The sequence below is a fragment of the Bradyrhizobium sp. IAR9 genome (genome assembly GCF_013408065.1).
Taxonomy (GTDB): Bacteria; Pseudomonadota; Alphaproteobacteria; order Rhizobiales; family Xanthobacteraceae; genus Bradyrhizobium.
In genome coordinates this window covers 506,639-522,374 of the sequence record NZ_JACBZW010000004.1, presented here as the reverse complement: position 1 = coordinate 522,374, position 15,736 = coordinate 506,639, and the positions used below count along the sequence as shown (strand labels likewise).

Here is a 15,736-nt window from a genome sequence, read left to right as displayed (position 1 = left end):
TCCCTGGTGTGCCGCGTTCTTTCAAGTTTGCGTATTCTCTTCAGCGGTGTTGCGTCGACGTACCTGATTTCAGTCGGATGTCCGATGCCCCCCGTGCGTCGGATGGCCTAGCCTCCTCACATGCCGGCATAAGCATACCCATGCTCATGAGTTCCGACTATGTTTCGCTTTGCACTTAATTGCAGCCGCAAGCCGCGCGCGGCGGATGCAGCCGAACGCCCCGCAGCTCCCACACGAGCCGCAGTTCCTTCACAAGATCTTCACGCTTGCCCTGGTCCAGCACGGTTGCGTCGAGAAGCCCGCCGAGCGACGCCTCGCCTTCGATCCGCATCAATATCTCGAAAAGCTCATGTGAGATACGCGTACTATCGCGGGCGGAATGTCCCGTGCGGATCTCGCAGACCGTTTCCTGACGATCTGGCGCTGTGTGGGAGCGAACACGATGAAGGGATGCATAGGGCGGCAATGAAACGCCCAGTGCACTCCAATCCTGCAGTGATGCTGGCCGCTTCCTGACGAGGAAAGGCCCAACAACAAGTCCGTCCAGGTCAGTCGTCAGGAACGTGGTGATCGCATCTGATACGGACTCCACGATCGGCTCGGCATTGTTGTTAAATGAGGTATTTAGAAGAACTGGAATTCCTGTTCGCCTCTTGAACGCATAAATTACATCCCAATAGGTTGGGTTTGTCATGCGCGATACTGTCTGCAGCCGAGCGGTCCCATCAACGTGCGTGATCGCACCGAGCACGTTACGCTTGGCTTCACGCACACGAACCACGAAGTTCATGAAGGGGAGCTGCCGCGTGCCCTCTGGGAGCTCAAAGAACTCCCTTGCATCCTCCTCCAGTACAGATGGCGCAAAGGGGCGATAGCCCTCGCGCTTCTTGACCATCGCGTTGATGCGGTCCTTGTTTTCCGCAGGCCGCGGGTCCGCAAGAATGCTGCGGTTACCAAGCGCACGTGGGCCGAACTCAGAGCGGCCCTGAACCCAGCCGATTACAGCGCCATTTGCCATCCAGTCTGCCGCACTGGATGCTATGTCATCACTTCGCTGAATGTCGAGGTGGCCTGACCATGCGTTGAGCTCATGCTCTACGGCTTGCTCGTTGCCGAGATCTGGCCCCCAATAAACGTCCGGCAGTCGCTCGCGCGGCGCCGGCCTGCCCAGCTCGTTTGATACCATCAACGCAGCGCCCAGTGCGCAACCGGCGTCGTGCGCCGCGGGTTGAACAAAGATGTCGTCAAATAGCCCGGAATAAAGCAGCTTACCGTTCAGCGTGCAATTATGGGCTACTCCCCCAGCCAAGCACAAGCGTGTCATGCCCGTCGCTTCACGATGGTGCCGCAGGATGTGAAACACGATCCGCTCCAGCGCCTCCTGTAGCGAAGCGCTGACATTTCGATGCTGTTGGGTGAACGGCATTCCTTTTCGCCGAACCTCGATGTTGCGGACCAGGGCCGGACCGATCCGATCCAGGTGAACGCGATAGCCGCCGCTTTCCAGCAACTCGTAGAACTGCGCGAAGAGCTCGCGATAGGGAGCGGGATCACCATACGGGGCAAGCCCCATCACTTTGTACTCGTCGAACAACCCGTAGCCGAGATATCGGATCGCCTCGAGATAGAACAGCCCCAAGGAGTTATGTTCCGGGAAGCTTGCAAGTTGCGCAATTTCGGTGCCAGACCCTACCGCCAATAAGCCGGAGAGAAAGTCGCCACCGCCGTCGATGGCAAAAACGAGACTTTGCTCGAAGCCGGACATGGCAAACGCGCTCACGGCATGCGCTTCGTGGTGATTCACGAAGGAAAGCCGCGACGGATCGATCTCAGCGCCGAACTCCCGATCCAGCAGCTGGCGCAGCAACAGTTTGGCGTCCAACGGAACGGGCTGCGAAACAGAAAGACGTTCGAGCATGGTATTGCAGTAGGCTTCAGTCGCGTAGAACGCGATACGGTCGATCTCGCCGAGCTCAACTCCTGCGGTAGAAAGGCAGTATCGGATCGAATTGTTCGGGAACTTGTTGGAGTGCTTGACGCGGTTGAGGCGCTCCTCCTCGACAGCAGCAATAACGCGGCCATCCTGCACAAGAACCGCAGCGCCATCGTGGAGAAATGTATTCGGCAGCTCCGGCGAGCTTTCATAGATTCTGTCAAGTCCGCCACTCACTCCAAGGCACAACATCCCGATCTCCATATGATCATGCCGGGAACGCCAACTGCGTCCCACTTATCTAATCTTTACAGTCACGCTCCGTAGGGCGCGCGGGTCAGACAGCACAACATAACTTTGCAAAGTCCATCTCGGCGCCTAGCGACAGGCGCTCAGAAAGTAACGGTGCTGGCGTCCGCACCGATCGACCGAACAGGCGGTCGTACACGCTCGATCGCGGCCTCTTTAGGCCATTGCAGCAGCTGCTGTGACAGACCGGGCCATCCGGAGCTACCGCAGAACGCATCGTGACATTGCATCGATGTGATTTTCTCCATTTTCGCTGAACTCACGTCAACGCAGCAGGCGGCGACGAAATAGTGCCGTCGACGCAAAAAAGGGCAAGGCCGCGTAAACGCAGAGCGCACCTACGTGCAGGGCAGCGCTGTCGGCGCCGCGCTCAAGCATCGCTGGGCGAATAAGGTCGACCGAATGTGCCAGAGGCAACAAGCCGGCGAAATGCTGAAATGAGCCGGGCAGTTGGCTCGTCGGAAAGACCGCGCCGCACAAAAACACCATAGGAGTGAGGACAAGTGTCTGGTAAAACACGAAGTAATCGTAACTTGGCGCAACAGATATGACGACCATCGCCAGGCTGGCGAAGACAAGGCCAGTAAGGGCGATAATTGGCATCGCATACAGAATGGATGGCCATGACGCATAACCCAGCGTGGCAGCGACGATCCCGATCGCTGTTCCGGCCAGAACGGACTTACTGGCCGCCCACGCCAGTTCACCCAGAATGATGTCGCCAAGCGTAAGCTGAGTGGAGAGGATTGCTTCCCAGGTGCGCTTGGCGTCCATGCGTGCAAAGGCTGCATACATGGTTTCAAAGGTCGCGGACGTCATGGCGCTGGTCGCGACCATGCCTGCCGCCAGGAACGCGATGTACGACGTCCCCTCAACAGGCCCCACGATGAGTCCAAGCCCAAAGCCGAGACCAAATAGATTGGTTATAGGATCTGCGAGGTTGCCGAGAATCGATGCAAGTGCGACTTTCTTCCATGCTAGGAAGTTCCGACGCCATACCGCAATCCAATTGTACGCGTTAGCGGGCATCACCGCCGCATAACTTTCACCCATCGCTCACTTCTCCATCTCGCGCCCGGTCAGCCGCAAAAACACGTCCTCGAGATTCGGGGGGCGCTGCAGAATACGAAGGCCCGCTCGCCCGCGCAGTTTCACGCGTACCTGCTCCGGATATGGCGCATAACAAAAGAGCGTCTCTCCACTCACTTCGATGTGCCGTGCATGCGGCCTGATCAACTCGGAGAGCTGATGTGGATCACCGCCATAGATTTCGACCACGTTGCAGCCAATATGCTCATCGATCAGGCCGTCCGGCTTGCCTTCGGCGATCTTGCGTCCACCCTCGAGGACACACAGCCGATCGCACAGGCGTTCGGCCTCTTCCATGAAGTGAGTGGTCAAGAGAATCGTCTTGCCCCGCGCAAGCAGAACTCGCAGACGCTCCCAAATCAGGTGGCGGGCGTGCGGATCCAAACCAGTCGTCGGCTCGTCCATCACGAGCAGATGCGGGTCATTGATTAGCGCACGCGCCAGCGTCAGCCGCCGTCTCATGCCACCGGACAGCTCGGCGACGCGCGTGTCCGCCTTGCTTTCGAGGCGTGCAAACTCGAGCAGCGAGGGGGCGACCGCCTCGATCTTGCGCGCGCTCATGCCGAAGTAGCGGCCAAACACCAGCAGATTCTCTCGTACGGTGAACTCCAGTTCAAGGTTATCGAACTGCGGCACCACGCCGATGCGCATACGCGCCACACGAGCGCGGGAAGGAACAGGCTCATTGAGCACCGTAATCTTGCCTGCGTCCGGCGAAATCATGCCGAGGAGCATACGGGCAATCGTACTCTTGCCAGCTCCATTAGGCCCGAGAAGGCCAAAGCATTCTCCGCGCGCAACAGAGAACGACAGCTCATTGACGATGATCTTATCGCCAAATGATTTTCTCACGCCGGCAAGGTCGATCGCTACCGTGGACATGTTCATCTTAGGCTGAAAGAAGTCGTTCGGCAGACGATGGCTTCTTAACAACCGTTTTGGTCCAGAGCTGGCCGTCGCACCACACATGCTCAACACGCCCCCATTGGCACGCCGCGGCAGCATCCGGGAAGAATCCCCGTCCGTGGAGGTTGGCGCTCGTGTTGCAGAGCAGCGGAATCCCCGTGAGTTGCTCAAATTCGACGAGAAGCGCGGCGACCTTGTGCGGAGAGTTGCGGGAGATTGTCTGCAGCCGCGCCGAGCCGTCAAGATGGACCACAGCAGGGATCTTGTCGCGCCATTCCGCCCGGGTCTGGTGATCGAACAGCATGTAAGGATCTGGCGTACCTGGGCTGAAAATTTCTGTCGCCCGATCCTCCAGACAGATCGGCGCGACCGGCCGGAAGTGCTCGCGACGCTTGATGTCGTTGAGGTGATCCTTCATTGCCGGGGAGGTCGGGGCTGCAAGAATGCTTCTGCCGCCCAACGCCCGCGGCCCAAGCTCCGCGCGCCCGGAAAGGAAGATGACCGGCTTGTTGTCGGCGAGAATCGCCGCAAGTTCACGCAGACTGCATGGCGCCGCCTCCCAATCCGGCGGAAGCTCGCTGTCCTGCAGGTCTGGACCACTGTAAACTGACCATTCCAATGGCCCGAAGCCATTTTGCGCCGCCATCGCACCGCAAGCAGCGCCGATGGCCGAGCCGCTGTCATTCGGAAACGGCGGCACCCAAACGTCATCGAACAATCCCTCCGCACGAAGCGCGCTGTTCCACTTGATATTGAGACCGCAACCTCCGGCGATACATAGATTTCGCGCTCCCGAAAGCGACGAGTGTCGCAGCAGAACCAACGCCATTTCCTTGACAAGAAGACGCTCCACGAACACATGAAACGACGCAAGGACGTCCTCCGCTCGCTTCGCCGTCAGGCGCAATGCGCTTGCCTCGAAGAAGTCGTGCATAGCTGCCAGCGACGATTCCGCATTGTTGATGTCAGCGCGGTAGCTGCGAGCCTGGTCCGTGTCAGCGGCGAAGCGCTTTTCATAGAGCTCCTGAAACACCGCCACGATGCTTTCGTCGACAGAGCCAAGCGCGATGTAAGCCATTAGCTTGCCGGCGATGCCCAAATCCCAATTGGACCGATTCGGCTGCCTATAAGGGCCGAAGTGAAGGCCCGCGGCAGCATAGGCATGGCCGATCATCGGAAATAGAGATGCAATCAGCCGTGCCCCCCGAGGCTCGACATAGTAAAGACGTGGAAAGATGCAGCCGTCCCATACCAGACAGAACGCGGGTTTTCCCGCGCTGGCAAAGGGACTGGTGCTATATGCTGACGCGACGTGGCCCGTGACGTGCGGGTAGCTCTTGTATGGAAACACCCTGCCTCCGAGGATCAGGCCAAAGCCGTCGACGGAATCAAGAAGGCCCTCAGCATGGCGCTCGACATAGGGCGCCCCCTTCAGTTCGATCGGCACAGCGCCACTTAGGACTTGGAACTGCGACTCGATCTCTCCATCCCAGCCGTCGATCACGAACTGATCGATATCCCGCGGATCCAGGCCATGTTCCGCCAAGGCGAGCACGACTGCATCGAGGTTCTCGACGGATTGGTATCGTGGACCGTTGCCGCGCTTCTCTTGCTCGGTGCAAAAGACAAGCTGCCCGTCCTCGACGACCGCAATTGCCCCGTCATGTGTTAACTTGATGCCACAGATGCGCATACGATCCCCTGGTCTAGTGACCGACGTTTGATTGTTCTGACGAATGACCCGGCTTCCTGAACCGGACGATCAAGCAGTCTTCGTTGACCGATTCGGTGTGGCAATGCAGACGCTCGACTTCCGATAGGCTCTCGTTGAAGAGAGCGATCACCGTTTCGGCACCAGCAGCATGACCCCATCGTTGACATGTGGCATCACGTGCGGACCCGAAAATAAGAGCTCCATTTGGCGCAAGCATACTCACCAGGTTGCGGATGGCCGCATGCATCTCGACAATGTCCTTGAGGTAGTAGAGAACCTCGGCCACGACAATCAAATCGAACTGCTCAGTGGTGGAGAACCGCTGAATGTCGCAGGTCACCCACGTGATATGTGACCACTTCCTGGTCCGTCGTCGCGCTCGCTCGATCGCCTGCGGCATGACATCGACCACTGTGAGTCGCTCGCAAAGCTGCGCCAGCATTTCCGTAAATGCACCGGCTGCACATCCTACTTCGAGGGCATACGAAACATCTCCGTCGCGACGCGACATACGGAGCATTTGCAAGTATCGCTCCTGCTCGAACGAACTACTGTCGAGGCGCCATGGATCGTCGAAACCCAACTCTCGCTCTAGCAGCTGATGATTTGTGTCCAGGGTCATGAGCCAATCACCTATTTGAAGGCAGTCGAACGGTCGCGACCGCAAACACTCTTCGTCGCCGCCAGGCTCGATGGACGTTGCGAAATCCCCGTCTTACGAATTGTACTACACGTTCCCCCCATACTTGCAGGACTTCGTCCAGCGCTCGGCTGCAGGATGACCGGCTCCTTTTCCCCTTCCGCCGACACGTTGGCGACCTTGCGCGATAGCCAATCGCTGTTGCTCAAGGTACAAAGCGCATAGGCTTTCAAAGGAAGTAAGAGAAAGATATTGATCGGTGTGTGGAGCGAGAAGCCCAGAAACCGCACTTCGCGAGCACGAAGGGATGCGACACTGCACCGGACCATCGTCATTGCTGCAATCGTCAATCCCGTCCACCAGGGTACCGAGCCGCCGACAACGAGCTGCGCGAGCGCAGCCAGTGATGAAAAGGCGAGAAGCAACGGGCCGAGATTTTGCCCGATAACATCTAACGTCAGATAGCCATCGAGCTCTGGCAGCAGACGTAATGCAAGAAACGTGTCCCGAAAGGTACTACGCGCCCAGCGGAGTTGCTGACGCAGATATGGCCCAAGGCTATCAGGGACGACTGTTGCTGCAATGGCATCCGGAACATACTCGGTGCGAAACCCCGCCTTGAGCATGAGGATGGTTAGATGGCGATCCTCGCCGAAATCGCTCGGCTTCCCACGAAAGAATTGCGCTTCGTATTGATCAAGAAGCAAAGCGAGCGCGGAGCGACGATACATGGCACATGGGCCGCAGCAACACATGACCGCACCGAAACGCGCCTGCGCGGCGCGCTCCTCGTTGCATGCCAACCAGTATTCCATATCGATCAGCCTGGTCAGCCAGGTTTGGCTGCGGTTGCTCGCTATCAACTGACCCATGGCCGCACCGACTTGCGGGTCGTGCATCTTCAATACAAGCTTCGTGACAACGTCAGCGGCAAGTATCGTATCCGAGTCGACGTTGAGGACCAGGTCACCGGACGAGCTGCGTATTGCGGCGATTTGCGCTTTGCGCTTTCCAACGTTGTTCGCCAGCAAGATGATGCTGAACCTTGGATCGTCGGCATAGATTTTGTGTACAGGCGCGACAAGGTCCCGATTTGCAGATCCGTCGTCGACCACATAGACCTGCAGCTTTCCGGTGTAGTCTTGACTCGCAAGCGACTCCAGACATTCGGCGAGCGTGATTGGATCCTCGTTGAAGCACGGCACGATGACGTCTACACTGGGAAGGACCGCCTCCGATCGTCCCAGATTGTCCTGCATCGATGAGTTATTTGCCGGCTGGGCATAAAGCGCTTGCGCGCTCTTGTAGATAGTCGAGAGCAGCGCATAAGACGAAACGGCGACAGCACTGGTGGTAGCGAGAATGTCCATAGGGTGCCAGTTTTTGTTCAGTGAAGTTGAGGGAGCGGACGGATTACAAACCCGCGCCGTTGTAATGCCGGAATCAGATATGACAGCGCGATCGTGGTCTGATCACGCAGCGTGGCATCAGTGCACAGTCGCTCCTCATCAGGAGGATATCCGTCGTGCAGGAGCACAATTGCGCCCGGGTGAACGCTCGCCAGCACTGAATTCACAATTCGATCAACTCCAGGGCGGGACCAATCTCTCGGATCGGTCGACCAGTGCACGGCTGTGAGACCAGCGCTCGCTGAGATAGCAAGCACATCTTGTGTCCATATGCCGTAAGGTGCTCGCATGTGCCTGGGCGAGGCCTGCGGGCAAGCCAAACGGATTGCCTCGCTCGCCCTCAGCAGTTCATCGCGTACCTCCGCAGGTGCGCATCTGGATAGATCCGGATGAGTCATCGTGTGGTTCGCAACCTCATGCCCTTCCGCAATCATTCGTCGAATGAGTTCAGGTTGGTCGGCCGCGTACATGCCGATCACGAAGAACGTCGCCGTAACTTGATGTTGCGCCAGCACATCGAGCACCTCTGGCGTACAAAATGGATTTGGCCCATCGTCAAAGGTCAAATAAACAGGACGAATTCCGCTCACGTCAGCGTAGTCGCACCGGACAGCAGATAGGGGGAAACGCTCTTTCACAACTCAGGCCCGTTCCGATCGATGATCGTGCCGGCCGGCCACTCGCCCATCGAGCATCCAACCGGGAAAACCACCACGATCACGTCTTCAATGCGGATCGGCGACAAATTGGGATAGACATCCGGGTGCGTGGAGCGGACGCGAATGCCAGACATGAGGGTGGCCAGCCCCTGCCTTGCGACTAATCGGGTCATATGTTTCGCAAGCGCAGGCCGAACCGTGCCAAAGCCGAATGGAACTCCAAGCTCATGCAGCATGGGATACGTCACGCGCATTGCGTGGCTTATTCCCAGCCCTTCGAGATCCGGGCGCACCGCATACAAGCCCAGTTCGGCAACGAGTAGATCGACCCCGCCAATCTTGATGAAGCGGCGTAGTAGGCCGAGATGAGCAGCTACCCCTTGCGCGTCATAACCGATAATGCGGACCTCAGGCCTCGCCCCGGCCCAACTTCGGTTGCCCTCAAATGGCTGCGCATTGAACGCACCGGTCGGCCCGTAACTCTTGCGGAAGAACTCGGCGAGTTCGGCATGATCGGTGAGTTGCAATTCGCTTTCCCAGCGACGACTCCACTGCACTTGAGCGCGTGAAGGAGTTTCCGCAGTCGGGGATACGGCAATGTTCATGGCGAGCTTCCTTGCGCCAGTGCAATTATGAGCGGAGATGGTCACGTGAGCACGCTAGTCGTCGAACCGCTGATCAATACTCGCCTGCACCGCGCCGTGCGCCTTCGCTCGCGACGAAGCGATCCCATGGTTCGCACTCGTCACCCGGCCAATGCCCTGCGCGAGATATCCCGGAAGATGCCGACGAGGCGATTGGACTAGCCAGAACATGTCTGCACCAGGGAGCTTAGCCGCGTCGTCTAGCATCGCTGCAGGCCCTTGATGCGCGGGGTCTCATCGATGGCGCATCCGAGTGGGATCAGATCAAACTGGTTCTTATGCATCTTCGATACGCCCTGAATGCGGTGGACAGGCGAGCCATTTGGAGAGGCGCCTGAATTACCTGGCATCCGCAATCTGCGCCTGCCGCTATTTCGCGACACTAGAATGCGGCTGAACGCGCTCTCAAGTGTACGCGGGTAAACCTCCAATATGGAAACGGATGAAACACGCATACCAAGGTTTATGGAGGCCTGCCTGGCGGCTCGATCGACCGAGCTTCGCACCGAGAAGAAGCGACGCGGCTCGCACGGCGCATCCATAGCCGCCCTCGAAGCGGATGCACCGACTGCTCGCACGTCTAGGAGTTTTTCTCTAAGCCAGCGTGAACGAGCAGCAGCCATCGTGGTGGGCCTGATTACCTTTGCAAACTGATGTTTGCTATCCAACATCCCGCAATTTGGTAAAATTGATTGTTTCGATGGAACACATCCAGACGATGGATAGACTCACTAAATGCGGTTCAAGGGACTTGATCTAAACCTTCTAGTTGCGCTCGATGCTCTGATGACGGAGCGCAACCTCACAGCGGCGGCGCGCAAAATTCACCTGAGCCAGCCCGCTATGAGCGCTGCGATCGCGCGGCTGCGCACCTATTTTCGAGATGAGCTATTTACCATGAGAGGTCGCGAGCTTGTCCCGACACCTGGCGCGGAGGCGCTTGCAGGTCCGGTTCGGGAGACCCTGCTGCACATCCAACTCTCGATCATATCGCGAGACGCCTTTGACCCCACTCAGTCGAGCCGACGCTTCAGGTTCATTCTCTCCGATTTCATGACGATCGTCTTTCTTCGCAAAATTGTGGACCGTATCGCACGGGAAGCTCCGGCGGTGCGCTTCGATTTGCTACCATTTTCCGATGAACCCGATGAGCTGCTCCGCCGGGGTGAGGTGGACTTTCTCATTCTGCCGGAACTGTTCATGTCGAGCGCGCATCCTAAGGCGACGCTGTTCGACGAGACCCTCGTATGCGTAGGATGCCGCGAGAACAAACAGCTCTCGCGGCAGCTTACGTTCGAGAAATACATTTCGATGGGGCACGTTACGGCGAAGTTCGGACGGGCGCTCAGACCAAACCTCGAAGAATGGTTTTTGCTTGAGCACGGCGTCAAGAGACGCATTGAGATTGTTGTGCAGGGCTTTAGCCTGATTCCGCCCATACTGTTAGACACAGGCCGTATCGGCACAATGCCCTTACGACTCGCCAAACACTTCGAAAAGCGGATGCCACTGCGGATCGTCGAACCGCCGCTCCCCCTGCCCACGTTCACCGAGGCTGTGCAGTGGCCTGCGTTCCACAATACCGATCCGGCGAGCATTTGGATGCGGCGGATATTGCTGGAGGAAGCGTCCAACATGGCATCTGGCCCTCAGGAGCCTCCAACTCGAAGGCGCTGCTAGGCTCACCGTAAGCCGCTCTCGGCGCGTTCAAAACAGGCTAACAATCCTTCGACCTGTTGGCCGCTTTCGTCACTTCAACGTCTCGGAGGCGAAGCTGCCAACGGGCGATCGGCTGCGAAGACTTGCCGAGTGGTGAGCGCGGTGACCGCAGGTAAGGTTTAGTGCGCTTCCACCGCAAACAGGCGGCGCCCGCACTATCGCGGCGCAACACGCCTCCTCCAGTATAATTATGTTTGGCTTGCCACATAAAATCGCTTGAACCACACACTGCGTCAGGTTGTAGGGTAGCCGCCGTGACTAACGCTGCGCTACGCGACCCTCGACTGGGCACTTTGGCGAACTCACGGCACTGGCCGGACAGTGGGTTGATCTGCCATTAACCAACCGACCGGGTCCTGTTGCGTGGCTCGCCCGAAGCGGCAAGACCGATCAACTTCGGCACTCTTGACGGTTTCCGGCCGCTGCTGGTCGGCCTACCGCCTTGCTCTATTGTTGCGGTCATTTCACGAGCGTTCTTTTTCGCGACCGGTGAATGGAAACGATATCCATTCAGGCAAGCCAATAGGACCTCTCCAGACGCGGCCGTGACCGCTCGTGGTATGCGCCGCAACTACGTTCATGCCGGATAAGAAGAAATGCGTTTCAAAGGTCTGGATCTAAATCTTCTCGTCGCGCTGGATGCTCTAATGACTGAGCGCAACCTCAGCGCAGCGGCACGCAAGATTAACCTTAGTCAGCCTGCCATGAGCGCAGCCGTTGCCCGGCTGCGTTCCTACTTCCGTGATGAGCTGTTTGGGATGAGAGGGCGGGAACTTGTCCCGACCTCACGCGCGGAAGGACTCGCAGCTCCTGTGCGCGAGGCTCTAACGCACATTGAGTTATCAATTATCGCGCGGGACGTGATCGATCCAGCTCGATCGAACCGGCGATTCAGGATCGGCCTGTCTGATTTTATAACGGTCGTATTCTTTCGAAATGTCGTTGAGCGCGTCGCGCGAGAAGCACCCGCCGTCAGCTTTGAACTGGTGGCGCTAACCGATGAGCACGATGAGCTTCTCCGCCGCGGCGAAGTCGATTTTGTTATCTTGCCGGAATTATTCATGTCCAGCACGCACCCCAGGGCGGCCTTATTCGAGGAGAGACTCGCCTGCGTAGGCTGCTGCACGAACAGCCAACTACTGCGGCGTCTTACATTTGATCGCTACATGTCGATGGGCCACGTGGCGGTTAAGCTCAAAGGTGCGCGCAAGACGCCGGCCGAGGAATCTTTTTTACTCGATCTCGGTCTCAATCGGCGCATCGACATTCTCGTGCAGAGCTTCAGCATGATCCCGCCCCTGCTGGTAGGCACGAACCGTATAGGGACGATGCCATTAAGCCTCGTAAAGCATTTCCAAAGAACGATGCCCCTTCGCATTGCGGAGCTCCCGCAGCCATTCCCCGCCTTCACTGAGGCGGTCCAATGGCCCGTGCTTCAGAATAGAGACCCGGAAAGCCTATGGATGCGACAGATATTGTTGCAGGAGGCTGCCCGCATGGTGACTGGAGCAGAGCCCTCCATCATCTGCGCTTCTGAACGAGCGGATACTGCCTGAGATTTTGCACGATCTGACTCGCCGTTTTCGTAAGGACTTTCGCAAGATCCGCGAACCTCATATCCCAACGAATGCCTCAGCGCAGACAATTTAGGCTGGCCTCGCTCGAATTCATTGCCGCTCTATCAAGATCGTCGCAGCGGATGGCTATCATGACGACCTTGTGTAGGTCTTTCGCACGCTAGCAATAGGCTCGACGTGCGAGCGGCGGCTCAGGCTGTTGGCCTGTTTTAGAGGCACGGACGTACGTTGCACCCGGCCGCCGGGCGCACTTGCCTCGATACATCAGACTCGGCGCTGGGTTGTCCTCGTCAACTCTCCGAATCAGTAGCGGCGCCCGATGAGCGGAGAGGCTTCGGCATCTTCGGAGAAGTACCATCACGCACCTTGGGCGTGATGGTCATCGATCATGCACACGACCGCGATCTCTTGCGCTGTCAAAGCAAGCATCGCGCACGCGTGTTGCCCTGTCGCATCACCTGTGAGTACATCGCATCTTCGTCGCTCCGCGCCGCGGGTCTGACTTCTTTTGGCCCTATCGCAGCCAAACGTCTTGACGACGTGCGCTGCCATGACGCAATGACAAACAAGGAGCTGAACGTTGGAGCAATGCAGCGGCGTATTCGATCCGGAAGAGCTTTCCGTCCTGGGACGCCTTTATGATAGTGCGGTCACCGCGCTACCCCCATCGATGCGAAGTCCGGAAAATCGCACAGCAATCGCTAAACTCATCCTGGAGCGTACAGCGGCTGGCGAGGCTCAACTGGCATGCCTGACGAACTTGTTGATCATCATTTCCCCTCAGGGTTGATCCCCCGCCAATCTGAGGATAGTCACCACTCACGCGCTGGAATGGAAGACGATCCAGCTAGAGCTTTGAAATAGCTTGAATCACACGTGACGTCAGGTTGTAGGCTTTGGAATTGAAGAACATGAGCAAAGCTACACCACGAAGGCGTCGATGGCGCATTGGCGAACTTGCAGAGGCGACCGGAGTAACGGTACGCACGCTGCATCATTATGAACACACCGGGCTACTAGCAGCTTCAGAGCGTACTGACGGGGGCCACCGGATGTACGACCGCGAAAGCGTGCAACGGGTTCACCAGATCCGTGCGCTACGTGAGCTTGGCTTCTCCCTTATCGAGATCCGCAAAGCTATGGAGGGCACGACCTCACTTATCGATCTTCTTCGCAAACATTTAGAGCGGATAGAAATTCAAGTCGCTCGAGCAACTCTGCTGCGGGATCGCTTGCGCAACATGACCAACGACAGTGATATCCAGGTAAGTGTGGATGAGCTGCCTGCCACCCTCAGCGCCATGTCGCGGGTCGAGACGCATAATCAGACGTCCCGATGCACCTGCAAGTTAGCTGCAGATCGCGAGGAGCGGTGGCGGCGGATCCGCAACGACCTGCGTGATTGTATGAATCGGGGCGAGCATCCTTGCGGCGAGCGCGCAAAGGCTGTCGCAGCTGCAGCACGCCTGCTAATCAGCGAAATCGCCGGCGCCGATTCCCGCGTTTCGATGATCCTGAAGGTACTTGCACGATTAAGCGCCCCCCGTAGTCTGGCTGGTTGGGATCCCTGCCTCATGCAATATCTCGATCTCGCCCTTGGCGGGTTGGAAGATCAGCCGTACTGACGTTCTCATAGCCGGCACCTCACCGCATTGCAGATCGGCCCTGGCAATTTGAAAACGCGATGACGCTTGGTTGATCGGCGGCTCTGATGCGGCCGGCAGTTTTATGGGCTCAACCTGAGCTCCCTGGCGCCCTGTTCGAGGCTTCCTTCAAAGGGGCTTGAACCGCACGCAACGTCAAATTGTAGGCTCTTGCGTGGTCGCAATCTGGCCGACTAACGCAAGCTTCACTTGGCAGGCAGCCTCGACGTGCAGGCGCTGATCACGGCTGCTGGAAGGTTCACTTCAGGTGAGCATTGGGAACTCTACAATGTTAAATGGGCGTTACGCCTTTGCCGCGAGCGCAGCGCTTCTCTTCTGCGCCCTCGCCTCGGTTGCGCGCGGCTCCGAGGTCAATATTGCCGTAGTTGGCCCAATGAGCGGAAGCAGCGCTGCGTTCGGCGCGCAAATGCGCGATGGTGCGGCTGCGGCGGTCGAGGCGTTGAACGCTTCTGGCCTACTTCTCGATACCAAGGTGATATTGAGTGTCGCTGACGACGCATGCGACCCGAAACAAGCTGTCGCAGTCGCGAATAAGCTCACAACAGAGCAGGTCCGGTTGGTCGTTGGCCATTTTTGTTCTTCCTCGTCGATCCCGGCCTCCGGGATTTACGCAGAAGCAGGCATCATTCAGATGTCACCGGGCTCTTCAAATCCTCAGCTAACAGAACGGGGCCTTGAGAGTGTCTTTCGGATCTGCGGCCGCGACGACCAACAGGGCATCGTTGCCGCAGAGTACATTCACCGGAATTTCCCTAACGACAAGATCGCAGTGCTCGACGACAAGAGCACCGCCGGCAAGGGTATCGCCGACGTCGTTGAAGCACAGCTTCGGAGATCCGGTGAACAAGTCATTCGCCAAAGCTACGTAGCCGGTGAAAAGGATTACAGGGCGCTGGTCTCAAGAATGAAGAAGGATCGGGTGCGCGTCGCCTATATCGGTGGCTATCACACCGAAATCGGATTGTTTGTACGCCAGGCGTCAGAAGCAAGAGCGGGACTCATCGTCATGGCAAGCGATCCGTTGATGACCTCTGAATTCTGGGCCATTACAGGCAGCGCTGGAGATGGCACGTTGTTTACCTTCATGCCGGACCCAGCCAGGAATGCCAATGCGGCCGGCGTGGTGGCCAAACTCAAAGCTTCCAACCGGTCCGCTGAAGGCTACACGCTCTACGCCTATGCAGCCGTGCAAGCATGGGCAGAGGCGGTGAACCGGACCGGCTCTTTCAATGCTGTGCGCGTCGCCAGCGCACTTCGTTCACGGCCGGCTGATACCGTGATTGGCCCAGTCCGGTTCAATACAAAGGGAGACAATGCGGCTCCTGGCTTTCTGGTTTACCGCTGGCGAGACGGCCGTGTTGAAATTGTCGAGCAGAACTGATTGGCATCAACGCCGTCTCCCCCAACCCAAAGTGACACCGATGATGAGACGCACTCAGGTCGTTGGAGCAGCGATACTGGCAAGCTCTCTTA

12 protein-coding genes are annotated in these 15,736 nt (G+C 57.8%); 4 read left to right on the top strand and 8 right to left on the bottom strand.

The window, feature by feature from the left end:
• Nucleotides 1–175: 175 nt before the first annotated feature.
• The 8 genes from GGD67_RS14510 to GGD67_RS14475 all read right to left on the bottom strand — a co-directional run bounded on the left by GGD67_RS14510 (nucleotide 176) and on the right by GGD67_RS14475 (nucleotide 9,264).
• On the bottom strand, nucleotides 176–2,185 hold the full coding sequence (locus tag GGD67_RS14510) for a carbamoyltransferase (protein ID WP_179733878.1): 2,010 nt from the start codon (nucleotides 2,183–2,185) through the stop codon (nucleotides 176–178).
• Between the two features lie 321 nt (nucleotides 2,186–2,506).
• Nucleotides 2,507–3,295, bottom strand: a complete 789-nt coding sequence (locus tag GGD67_RS14505) for an ABC transporter permease (protein WP_179733690.1) — start codon at nucleotides 3,293–3,295, stop codon at nucleotides 2,507–2,509.
• Between the two features lie 3 nt (nucleotides 3,296–3,298).
• Nucleotides 3,299–4,219: a nodulation factor ABC transporter ATP-binding protein NodI gene (nodI, locus tag GGD67_RS14500; protein WP_179733688.1), complete on the bottom strand. Its 921-nt coding sequence runs from the start codon at nucleotides 4,217–4,219 to the stop codon at nucleotides 3,299–3,301.
• A gap of 1 nt (nucleotide 4,220) precedes the next feature.
• The gene (nodU, locus tag GGD67_RS14495) at nucleotides 4,221–5,930 is read right to left on the bottom strand and encodes a nodulation protein NodU (RefSeq protein ID WP_179733686.1); all 1,710 of its coding nucleotides are present in this window, start codon (nucleotides 5,928–5,930) and stop codon (nucleotides 4,221–4,223) included.
• A 13-nt stretch (nucleotides 5,931–5,943) separates the two neighbouring features.
• Nucleotides 5,944–6,573 (bottom strand): nodulation methyltransferase NodS, encoded by a 630-nt coding sequence (gene nodS, locus GGD67_RS14490; protein ID WP_179733684.1) that lies wholly within the window; start codon nucleotides 6,571–6,573, stop codon nucleotides 5,944–5,946.
• A gap of 11 nt (nucleotides 6,574–6,584) precedes the next feature.
• The gene (nodC, locus tag GGD67_RS14485; RefSeq protein WP_179733682.1) at nucleotides 6,585–7,961 is read right to left on the bottom strand and encodes a chitooligosaccharide synthase NodC; all 1,377 of its coding nucleotides are present in this window, start codon (nucleotides 7,959–7,961) and stop codon (nucleotides 6,585–6,587) included.
• A gap of 17 nt (nucleotides 7,962–7,978) precedes the next feature.
• Nucleotides 7,979–8,638: a chitooligosaccharide deacetylase NodB gene (nodB, locus tag GGD67_RS14480; RefSeq protein ID WP_179733680.1), complete on the bottom strand. Its 660-nt coding sequence runs from the start codon at nucleotides 8,636–8,638 to the stop codon at nucleotides 7,979–7,981.
• Nucleotides 8,635–9,264, bottom strand: coding sequence for a NodA family N-acyltransferase (locus tag GGD67_RS14475; RefSeq protein WP_179733678.1), 630 nt, complete (start codon nucleotides 9,262–9,264; stop codon nucleotides 8,635–8,637). Before GGD67_RS14475 ends, nodB begins: the two co-directional genes overlap by 4 nt.
• 774 nt (nucleotides 9,265–10,038) lie before the next feature.
• Between GGD67_RS14475 and nodD1 the strand changes: the two genes are divergently transcribed.
• The 4 genes from nodD1 to GGD67_RS14455 all read left to right on the top strand — a co-directional run bounded on the left by nodD1 (nucleotide 10,039) and on the right by GGD67_RS14455 (nucleotide 15,644).
• Nucleotides 10,039–10,983 carry a transcriptional regulator NodD1 gene (gene nodD1 / locus GGD67_RS14470; protein WP_179733676.1) on the top strand — a complete coding sequence of 315 codons (945 nt, stop codon included), beginning with the start codon at nucleotides 10,039–10,041 and terminating at the stop codon, nucleotides 10,981–10,983.
• A gap of 635 nt (nucleotides 10,984–11,618) precedes the next feature.
• The gene (gene nodD2 / locus GGD67_RS14465; protein ID WP_179733674.1) at nucleotides 11,619–12,578 is read left to right on the top strand and encodes a transcriptional regulator NodD2; all 960 of its coding nucleotides are present in this window, start codon (nucleotides 11,619–11,621) and stop codon (nucleotides 12,576–12,578) included.
• 932 nt (nucleotides 12,579–13,510) lie between these two features.
• The gene (locus GGD67_RS14460) at nucleotides 13,511–14,224 is read left to right on the top strand and encodes a MerR family transcriptional regulator (RefSeq protein WP_179733876.1); all 714 of its coding nucleotides are present in this window, start codon (nucleotides 13,511–13,513) and stop codon (nucleotides 14,222–14,224) included.
• A gap of 307 nt (nucleotides 14,225–14,531) precedes the next feature.
• Nucleotides 14,532–15,644: a branched-chain amino acid ABC transporter substrate-binding protein gene (locus GGD67_RS14455; protein WP_179733672.1), complete on the top strand. Its 1,113-nt coding sequence runs from the start codon at nucleotides 14,532–14,534 to the stop codon at nucleotides 15,642–15,644.
• The last annotated feature ends 92 nt before the right edge of the window (nucleotides 15,645–15,736 follow it).

Excerpts from the sequence above, each read along its gene's own strand:
- nodD1 (WP_179733676.1), top strand. The coding sequence starts at position 10,039 with ATGCGGTTCAAGGGACTTGATCTAAACCTTCTAGTTGCGCTCGATGCT.
- nodD2 (WP_179733674.1), top strand. The coding sequence starts at position 11,619 with ATGCGTTTCAAAGGTCTGGATCTAAATCTTCTCGTCGCGCTGGATGCT.
- GGD67_RS14510 (WP_179733878.1), bottom strand. The coding sequence starts at position 2,185 with ATGTTGTGCCTTGGAGTGAGTGGCGGACTTGACAGAATCTATGAAAGC.
- nodU (WP_179733686.1), bottom strand. The coding sequence starts at position 5,930 with ATGCGCATCTGTGGCATCAAGTTAACACATGACGGGGCAATTGCGGTC.
- nodC (WP_179733682.1), bottom strand. The coding sequence starts at position 7,961 with ATGGACATTCTCGCTACCACCAGTGCTGTCGCCGTTTCGTCTTATGCG.
- GGD67_RS14475 (WP_179733678.1), bottom strand. The coding sequence starts at position 9,264 with ATGAACATTGCCGTATCCCCGACTGCGGAAACTCCTTCACGCGCTCAA.
- GGD67_RS14505 (WP_179733690.1), bottom strand. The coding sequence starts at position 3,295 with ATGGGTGAAAGTTATGCGGCGGTGATGCCCGCTAACGCGTACAATTGG.
- GGD67_RS14460 (WP_179733876.1), top strand. The coding sequence starts at position 13,511 with ATGAGCAAAGCTACACCACGAAGGCGTCGATGGCGCATTGGCGAACTT.
- nodS (WP_179733684.1), bottom strand. The coding sequence starts at position 6,573 with ATGACCCTGGACACAAATCATCAGCTGCTAGAGCGAGAGTTGGGTTTC.
- nodI (WP_179733688.1), bottom strand. The coding sequence starts at position 4,219 with ATGAACATGTCCACGGTAGCGATCGACCTTGCCGGCGTGAGAAAATCA.
- GGD67_RS14455 (WP_179733672.1), top strand. The coding sequence starts at position 14,532 with ATGTTAAATGGGCGTTACGCCTTTGCCGCGAGCGCAGCGCTTCTCTTC.